Below are 8,546 nucleotides of genomic sequence, written 5' to 3'. Positions count from 1 at the left end.
TGGAGATGAGGGCGAGGCAGAACGCACCCAGCACAAAGGGGAGGAGGGGTGTTTGGTGTAACCTTCCCCCCCCGCGAAGCGGTCACCGCCGATCATCAGTGAACCTCTGCCACCCTGGCCCGCCGCGCCCGCCACCCCGCCATCAGCGAAGGCCCCAGCGCCACCAGTGCCGACCCTGCCACCACCGTCACCGCCCCGGCATAGCCCAGCGCATTGATCTGTTCGGCATGCACGTACTCAGGCCACACCCAGGCCGACAGTGCCACCGCAACAAAGGTGACCAGTGGCGTCAGTGCCAAGGTCGCACTCACCCGCGATGCTTCCCAATGCGCCAAGGCCTCGGCAAATGCGCCATAGGCGACCAGGGTGTTCAGGCAGCACGCCAGCAGCAACCAGCCTTGTACAGCCGTCAGTTGCAGCGCCTCCAGCGGATGCACCCAGGGCGTCAGCAGCGCCGCACAGCACAGGTAGATCACCATCATCACCTGTTGCGAGTGCCAGACCGACAGCAGTTGCTTCTGGCTCAGGGCATAGAACACCCAGATGCTGGTGGCCAGGATGATCGTCAGTACACCGGTGGTGTAGGCCCCAAGTGATGTCAGCAGTTCGTCCAGGCGCTGGTTGAAGAACAGCCCGAAACCGGCCAGCAGCACCAGCAATCCGATACCCTGGCCCAAGCTGAAACGCTCCTTGAACACGAACACACTGGCCACCAGCAACAGCACCGGCCCCAGTTGCACCACCAGTTGCGCGGTGCCCGGGCTGAGCAGTTTGAGACCGACCAGGTACAGCACATAATTGCCCATCAGCCCACACACGGCCACCGCTACCAGGCCAAAGCCCTTGCGCCCCAGGCGCTGGAACGGCGGCAGGCGCCGGTTCGCGGCCAGCCAGGCGAACAACAGGCCGCCGGAGACCAGCAGCCGATACCAGGTGACCGTGATCGGGTCCATCACCTGCAGTACCTGCTTGAGCTTGATCGGCAGAATGCCCCACAACAGCGCGGTCAGCAGTGCCAGGAACAGCCCATGGACCCAGCGTCCGGAAGAAATGTGCATAGCGTCCTCGATCAATGCCCTGAGTGGGGTGACTGAAGTCTAAGGGCTGCAAAGGTGGGGCTGGCAGAAAGTGGCGGGAAAAGAATTCATCGGGTCATTCCTGCGGGGCATGGCTGCCCCGCGGCGTGAGGGGCGTTACTTCTTGTGCTTGGCGAACGCCGCCTCCAGTGCATCGTTGATGGTGCGCAGCACCTTGACCCGCGCCCAGCGCTTGTCGTTGGCCTCCACCAGTGTCCAGGGGGCTATCTCGGTGCTGGTACGATCGACCATGTCGCCCACAGCCTCGGCGTACACATCCCACTTGTCGCGGTTGCGCCAGTCTTCCTCGGTGATCTTGTAGCGCTTGAACGGGATCTCTTCACGTTCCTCGAAACGCTGCAACTGTGTCTCTTGGTCGATTGCCAGCCAGAACTTCACGACCACGATGCCCGCGTTGCTCAACTGCTCCTCGAAATCATTGATCTCGCCATAGGCGCGCATCCAGTCGGCCGGGGTGCAGAACCCTTCGACCCGCTCGACCAGTACCCTGCCATACCAGGAGCGGTCGAAGATGGTGAACTTGCCGCGCGCCGGCACATGTCGCCAAAAGCGCCACAAGTAAGGCTGGGCGCGCTCCTCCTCGGTGGGTGCGGCGATCGGCACGATGCGGTACTGGCGTGGGTCCAGCGCAGCAGCCACGCGGCGGATCGCTCCTCCTTTACCTGCTGCATCGTTGCCTTCGAACACCGCGATTAGGGCATGCTCACGCATGCGCTTGTGCCGCAGCAGCCCGGCCAGGCGCGCCTGCTCGGCGACCAGCTGCTTCTGGTAGTCGTGCTTGTCGAGGCGCTGGGTGAGATCCAGGGCACCGAGCAGGCTCAATTGATCGATACTGCGCCCAAATGGCGCGACATTGCCCTGGTGCTTGCCCTTCGGCGCGTTGGCCAGCGCCGACTGCAGACTTTCAAGCAGAATGCGCCCTACCGCCAGCGCCCGATAGTACGGATCGACACCTTCGATCACATGCCAAGGCGCGTAGTCGCGGCTGGTGCGGCGCAGCACCCGCTCGCCAAAGCGCACGAAGCGGTCGTAGGTCTGCGACTGCTGCCAGTCCAGCGGGCTGATCCGCCAGCTGTGCAACGGGTCGTCGCGCAGGGCCTTAAGCCGGGTCTTCATCTGCTTCTTGGAGAGATGGAACCAGAACTTGATGATCAGCGCGCCTTCGTCACAAAGCATCTGCTCAAGGCGCTCGGCGCCAGTAATGGCCTGGTCCAGCACCGCATCCTTGAAGCGGCCATGCACCCGCCCCTGAATCATCTGGCTGTACCAATTACCGAAGAACACGCCCATGCGCCCCTTGGGCGGCAGGGCGCGCCAGTAGCGCCACGCCGGCGGACGAGCCAGCTCCTCATCGGTCTGCTGGTCGAAGGTCAGCACTTCGATCATCCGCGGGTCCATCCACTCGTTGAGCAGCTTCACCGTCTCGCCCTTGCCGGCGCCCTCAATGCCGTTGATCAGCACGATGACCGGAAAGCGCGCCTGCTGCTTGAGCTCGAACTGGGCCTCCAGCAACGCCTCGCGCAGGGCCGGCACCTCGGCCTCGTAGGTATCCTTGTCGATGCTGTGACCGATCTCCGCAGATTCGAACATGACTCACTCCTTCGATGGATAAGCAAGAGTAGCGGATTGCACGCCAGTCTTGCGCCCTCTTCACCACGGCGGATACAGCGTCGGCGACGCAGATGGCATAAAATCTCCGCCTCACTGCCAGCCGAACAGACCATGCCTGATACCCCACTCCCCCAGCACGCCCAGATCGACTGGGACGACCAGGGCCGCCCTCACTCGCGGCAATACGACGACGTCTACTTCTCGAAGAACGAGGGCGTGCACGAAACGGTATACGTCTTCCTCGAACGCAACCACCTGGCCCGGCGCTTCGCCGAGCTTGCGCCACACGCCTGCCTGGTGATCGGCGAGACCGGTTTTGGTACCGGCATGAACTTCTTCTGTGCCTGGCAACTGTTCGCAGAAAAAGCCCACCCCGAGGCGCGGCTGCACTTCGTCAGTGTCGAGAAGTACCCGCTGAGCCGCGCCGACTTGGCCCGCGCTGCAGCGCTGTGGCCGGAGCTTGCGCCCTACAGCGAACCCTTGCTGGCGCAGTACGTGGCAGTGCACCCGGGCTTCCAGCAATTCAGCTTCGAACAGGGCCGGATCACCCTCACCCTGCTGGTCGGTGACGTGCTGGAACAGTTGCCTCAGCTCGACGCGCCCATCGACGCCTGGTTTCTGGACGGTTTCGCTCCGGCGAAGAACCCGGACATGTGGACGCCGGAACTGTTCGCGCAACTGGCGCGGCTGTCACGCCCCGGCACCACGCTGGGGACTTTTACCACCACCGGCTGGGTACGCCGTGGCCTGGCGGCCGCCGGTTTTGCGATCAAGAAAGTGCCGGGGCTGGGCAAGAAGTGGGAAGTGATGGGGGGAGAATTCGTCGGCTGGCCTGAAGACCTGCCGACACCGCCGCAACCCACCCCCTGGTATGCACGCCCCGCCCCCGTGAACGGCCCCCGTCGCGCACTGGTCATCGGCGCCGGGCTGGCCGGTTGCGCCAGCGCCGCCAGCCTGGCCGCACGCGGTTGGCAGGTCGAGGTGCTGGAGCGCCACGACGCCCCGGCCCGAGAGGCTTCCGGCAACCCCCAGGGCGTGCTGTACCTCAAGCTCTCGGCGCATGGCACTGCCTTGTCGCAGATGATTCTCGCCGGGTTCGGCTACACCCGCCGTTGGCTAGAACGCCTGCAGCGTGGCCGTGACTGGGACGACTGCGGCGTGCTGCAACTGGCCTTCGACACCAAGGAAGCCGAGCGCCAGGCCAAGCTGGCCAGCGCCTTTGACAGCAGCCTGCTGCAGTGCCTGGATCGCGAGCAGGCCGAAGCGGTCGCCGGGGTCGCCCTGGCCAGCGGTGGGCTGTTCTACCCCGAGGGTGGCTGGGTACACCCGCCCGCACTGTGCCACGCGCAACTGCAACATCCACGCATCCGCCTGCTCAACCATCACCAGGTGATCGAACTGCGCCGCATCGACGGTCTGTGGCAGGCCTGGGACGGCGAACAATTACTGGCCAGTGCGCCGCTGGTGGTACTGGCCGGCGCCGCTGAGATATGCAACTTCGAGGCATGCGCCGAGCTGCCGCTCAAGCGTATCCGCGGACAGATCACCCGCCTGCCACTGACCGAGCGCAGCCAGGCGCTGGGCACCGTGGTCTGCGCCGACGGCTACGTCGCACCGGCGCGCGACGGCGAGCATACCCTCGGCGCCAGTTTCGACTTCCATAGCCTCGACCTCGCCCCCACTGCCGGCGAGCACGCAAGCAATCTTGGCCTGCTGGAGGCGATTTCTGCCGACCTGGCGCAGCGCCTCGATACGAGCGCACTGGATCCGGCGCAACTGCAGGGGCGTGCAGCGTTCCGTTGCACCAGCCCGGATTACCTGCCGATCGTCGGGCCGCTGGCCGACCCTGCTGCGTTCAGCACGACCTATTCAATGCTGGCCAAGGATGCCCGACAGGTCCCGGCCATCGACTGCCCCTGGCTGGAAGGCCTGTACGTCAACAGCGGCCATGGCTCACGCGGCCTGATCACTGCGCCTCTGAGCGGCGAGCTGATCGCTGCCTGGGCCAGTGGCGAACCACTGCCGGTGCCTCGGGCTGTGGCCGAGGCCTGTCATCCAAACCGGTTCACGCTGCGCAAGTTGATTCGCGGCAAATGAAACGGTGCACCACTCGTCGCATATAACAGATTGATCTAAAACTCCCGCAAATCCCCTGGGTCAGTTCCTTAAGGTGCCCCATGTGGGGGCACTCTTTCCCCAACGGCAAAACCGGTAAGGACTTATGTGCGGATTAGCAGGAGAGTTACGTTTCACCCCCATCGACCAAGCCCCCCGCCCGGCGGATCTCGCCGCGGTGGAGCGCATCACCCACCATCTGGCGCCACGCGGCCCTGATGCCTGGGGCTTCCATAGCCAGGGGCCGATCGCCCTCGGCCATCGGCGCCTGAAGATCATGGACCTGTCCGACGGCTCGGCGCAGCCGATGGTCGATAACACCCTCGGCCTGTCCCTGGCCTTCAACGGCGCCATCTACAACTTCCCGGAGCTGCGCCAGGAACTGCAGGACCTGGGTTACAGGTTCTGGTCCGACGGCGACACCGAAGTGCTGCTCAAGGGCTACCACGCCTGGGGCGCCGCGCTGCTGCCCAAGCTCAACGGCATGTTTGCCCTGGCCATCTGGGAACGCGACAACCAGCGCCTGTTCCTGGCCCGCGACCGCCTCGGGGTCAAGCCGCTGTACCTGTCGCGCAACGGCGAGCGCCTGCGCTTCGCCTCGACCCTGCCGGCGCTGCTCAAGGGCGGCGACATCGACCCGATGATCGATCCGGTGGCGCTCAACCACTACCTCAACTTCCACGCCGTGGTGCCCGCCCCGCGCACGATGCTGGCCAACGTGCAGAAGCTCGAGCCCGGCACCTGGATGCGCATCGACCGCCACGGTGAAGTCGAGCGCCAGACCTGGTGGCAGCTGCATTACGGCCCGAACCCGGACGAGCAGGACCTCGATCTCGAAGGCTGGACCACCCGCGTGCTCGATGCCACCCGCGATGCCGTGGCGATCCGCCAGCGCGCGGCTGTGGATGTCGGCGTGCTGCTGTCAGGCGGTGTCGACTCCAGTCTGCTGGTCGGCCTGCTGCGCGAGGTCGGTGTGGACGACCTGTCGACGTTCTCCATCGGTTTCGAGGATGCCGGCGGCGAACGTGGCGACGAGTTCCAGTACTCGGACCTGATCGCCAAGCACTACGGCACCCGCCACCACCAGCTGCGCATCGCCGAACACGAGATCATCGAGCAATTGCCGGCCGCCTTCCGCGCCATGAGCGAGCCGATGGTCAGCCACGACTGCATCGCCTTCTATCTGCTCTCGCGTGAAGTCGCCAAGCACTGCAAGGGCGTGCAGAGCGGCCAGGGCGCCGACGAATTGTTCGCCGGTTACCACTGGTATCCGCAGGTCGATGGCGCCGAGGATGCCTTCGGCGCCTATCGCAAGGCGTTCTTCGACCGTAGCCACGACGAATACCGCGACACCGTGCAGGCCCCCTGGTTGCTGGACAACGATGCCGCTGGCGATTTCGTCCGCGAGCACTTCGCCCGCCCCGGTGCAACCCATGCGGTGGACAAGGCCCTGCGCCTGGACAGCACGGTGATGCTGGTCGACGACCCGGTCAAGCGTGTCGACAACATGACCATGGCCTGGGGGCTGGAGGCACGTACGCCGTTCCTCGACTATCGCCTGGTCGAACTTTCTGCCCGTATCCCAGCGCGCTTCAAGCTGCCCGACGGTGGCAAGCAGGTGCTCAAGCAGGCGGCGCGACGGGTCATTCCCCATGAAGTCATCGACCGCAAGAAGGGCTACTTCCCCGTACCCGGCCTCAAGCACCTGGAGGGCGCGACCCTTGGCTGGGTACGCGAACTGCTGACCGACCCGAGCCAGGACCGCGGCCTGTTCAACCCGGCGATGCTCGACCGCCTGCTGAGCAACCCGCATGGCCAACTGACCCCGCTGCGCGGCTCCAAGCTGTGGCAATTGGCGGCCCTGAACCTGTGGCTCAGCGAACAAGGAATCTGACCGATGAAAGCCCATAGTGCCTATGGCCAGCGCCTGCTGCGCGGCCAGGCGCCCTCCTACGAACGCCTGCAGGCCCGCCTGGCGGGCGACGGCAGCGACCCGCACGACCAACCGCGTGCGGTGCACTGCGGCTGGGGGCGGTTGCTGATCGGCCACACCTACCCTGACCCTGCACAACTTGCCGAGGCCATGCTCGACGAACAGCCCGGCGAACGTGACATCGCCCTGTACGTGGCGGCCCCCCAGCAGTTGCTGGCCCAGGCGCCGCAACAGCTGTTTCTCGACCCCTCCGACACCCTGCGCCTGTGGTTCACCGACTACCGCCCGGCGCAGCGCGTGTTCCGGGGCTTTCGCATCCGCCGCGCGCAGGCCGAAGGCGACTGGCAAGCAATCAACACGCTGTACCAGGCGCGCGGCATGATGCCGGTCAATCCCGAGCTGCTCACCCCGCGCCACCTGGGCGGCCCGGTGTACTGGATGGCCGAGGACGAAGACACCGGCGCGGTGATCGGCAGCGTCATGGGGCTGAACCACAGCAAGGCTTTCGACGACCCCGAGCACGGCAGCAGCCTGTGGTGCCTGGCCGTCTCCCCGCAGTGCAGCCGTCCGGGTGTCGGCGAAGTGCTGGTGCGCCATCTGGTGGAGCACTTCATGAGCCGCGGCCTGGCTTACCTCGACCTGTCGGTGATGCACGACAACCGCCAGGCCAAGCGGCTTTACCAGAAGCTGGGCTTTCGCAACCTGCCCACCTTCGCCGTCAAGCGCAGGAATGGCATCAACCAGGAACTGTTCCTCGGCCCTGGCCCTGAAGCCGGGCTCAATCCCTACGCGCGGATCATCGTCAACGAAGCCCTGCGCCGTGGTATCGAAGTCCAGGTGGACGACGCCAGCGCCGGGCTGTTCACCCTGAGCCTGGGCGGGCGCAGGATTCGCTGTCGCGAATCACTGAGTGACTTGACCAGCGCCGTGACCATGACCCTGTGCCAGGACAAGCGCCTGACCCGCAAGGTGCTGCACGATGCCGGCCTGCAGGTGCCTGCCCAGCAATTGGCCGGCAACGCCGACGACAACCTGGCTTTTCTCGAAGAGCATGGCGCCGTGGTGGTCAAGCCGGTGGATGGCGAGCAGGGCCAGGGTGTCGCGGTCAACCTCACCGAATACGACGAGATCAGCCAGGCTGTGGAGCACGCCCGGCGTTTCGACAGCCGCGTGCTGCTCGAGAGCTTCCACGCCGGTTTCGACCTGCGCATCCTGGTGATCGGCTTCGAGGTGGTGGCCGCCGCCATTCGCCATCCGGCCGAAGTGATCGGCGACGGCAAGCACACCATAAAGGCACTGATCGAGGCCCAGAGCCGCCGTCGCCAGGCCGCAACCGGGGGTGAAAGCCGCATCCCGATGGATGAGGAAACCGAGCGCACCCTGCGCGCCTGCGGGCTGGGCTTTGAAGACGTATTACCCGCAGGCCAGCGCCTGGCGGTGCGGCGCACGGCAAACCTGCACACGGGCGGCACCCTGGAAGATGTCACCGAACAGTTGCACCCGGTGCTCGCCGATGCGGCGGTGAGGGCTGCGCGGGCACTGGAAATTCCGGTGGTCGGGCTGGACCTGATGGTGCGCGATGCGCAGCAGCCAGACTACGTGATCATCGAAGCCAACGAGCGGGCCGGGCTGGCCAACCATGAACCGCAGCCGACTGCGGAGCGGTTCGTGGATCTGCTGTTCCCGCATAGCCAGCCCATGGCCTGAATCGCTGCTGGCCTTTTTGAGGGCAAGACCTGGTTGAAGGGGATTGGACACAAAAAAAACCGTAAAGACCCCCAAGAATCCCC

5 protein-coding genes are annotated in these 8,546 nt (G+C 65.3%); 3 read left to right on the top strand and 2 right to left on the bottom strand.

Features of this window, described 5'->3' with window-relative positions:
- Positions 1–95: 95 nt before the first annotated feature.
- Together ACPZMI_RS02975 and pap are read right to left on the bottom strand one after the other, a co-directional pair.
- Positions 96–1,058 (bottom strand): DMT family transporter, encoded by a 963-nt coding sequence (locus ACPZMI_RS02975; RefSeq protein ID WP_426351637.1) that lies wholly within the window; start codon positions 1,056–1,058, stop codon positions 96–98.
- A 135-nt stretch (positions 1,059–1,193) separates the two neighbouring features.
- The gene (gene pap / locus ACPZMI_RS02970) at positions 1,194–2,687 is read right to left on the bottom strand and encodes a polyphosphate:AMP phosphotransferase (RefSeq protein WP_186666661.1); all 1,494 of its coding nucleotides are present in this window, start codon (positions 2,685–2,687) and stop codon (positions 1,194–1,196) included.
- Between the two features lie 132 nt (positions 2,688–2,819).
- Between pap and mnmC the strand changes: the two genes are divergently transcribed.
- From mnmC to ngg, 3 genes are all read left to right on the top strand, one after another.
- Positions 2,820–4,805 carry a bifunctional tRNA (5-methylaminomethyl-2-thiouridine)(34)-methyltransferase MnmC2/FAD-dependent 5-carboxymethylaminomethyl-2-thiouridine(34) oxidoreductase MnmC1 gene (gene mnmC / locus ACPZMI_RS02965; protein WP_288376236.1) on the top strand — a complete coding sequence of 662 codons (1,986 nt, stop codon included), beginning with the start codon at positions 2,820–2,822 and terminating at the stop codon, positions 4,803–4,805.
- A gap of 124 nt (positions 4,806–4,929) precedes the next feature.
- Positions 4,930–6,717, top strand: coding sequence for an N-acetylglutaminylglutamine amidotransferase (locus tag ACPZMI_RS02960; protein ID WP_426351636.1), 1,788 nt, complete (start codon positions 4,930–4,932; stop codon positions 6,715–6,717).
- A gap of 3 nt (positions 6,718–6,720) precedes the next feature.
- The gene (gene ngg, locus ACPZMI_RS02955) at positions 6,721–8,463 is read left to right on the top strand and encodes an N-acetylglutaminylglutamine synthetase (protein ID WP_426351635.1); all 1,743 of its coding nucleotides are present in this window, start codon (positions 6,721–6,723) and stop codon (positions 8,461–8,463) included.
- Positions 8,464–8,546 lie beyond the last annotated feature (83 nt).

Source organism: Pseudomonas wayambapalatensis (genome assembly GCF_049942315.1).
GTDB classification, from domain to species: domain Bacteria; phylum Pseudomonadota; class Gammaproteobacteria; order Pseudomonadales; family Pseudomonadaceae; genus Aquipseudomonas; species Aquipseudomonas wayambapalatensis.
Note: the sequence above shows the minus strand (reverse complement) of the source record. Positions and strands in the feature narration are given on the sequence as shown.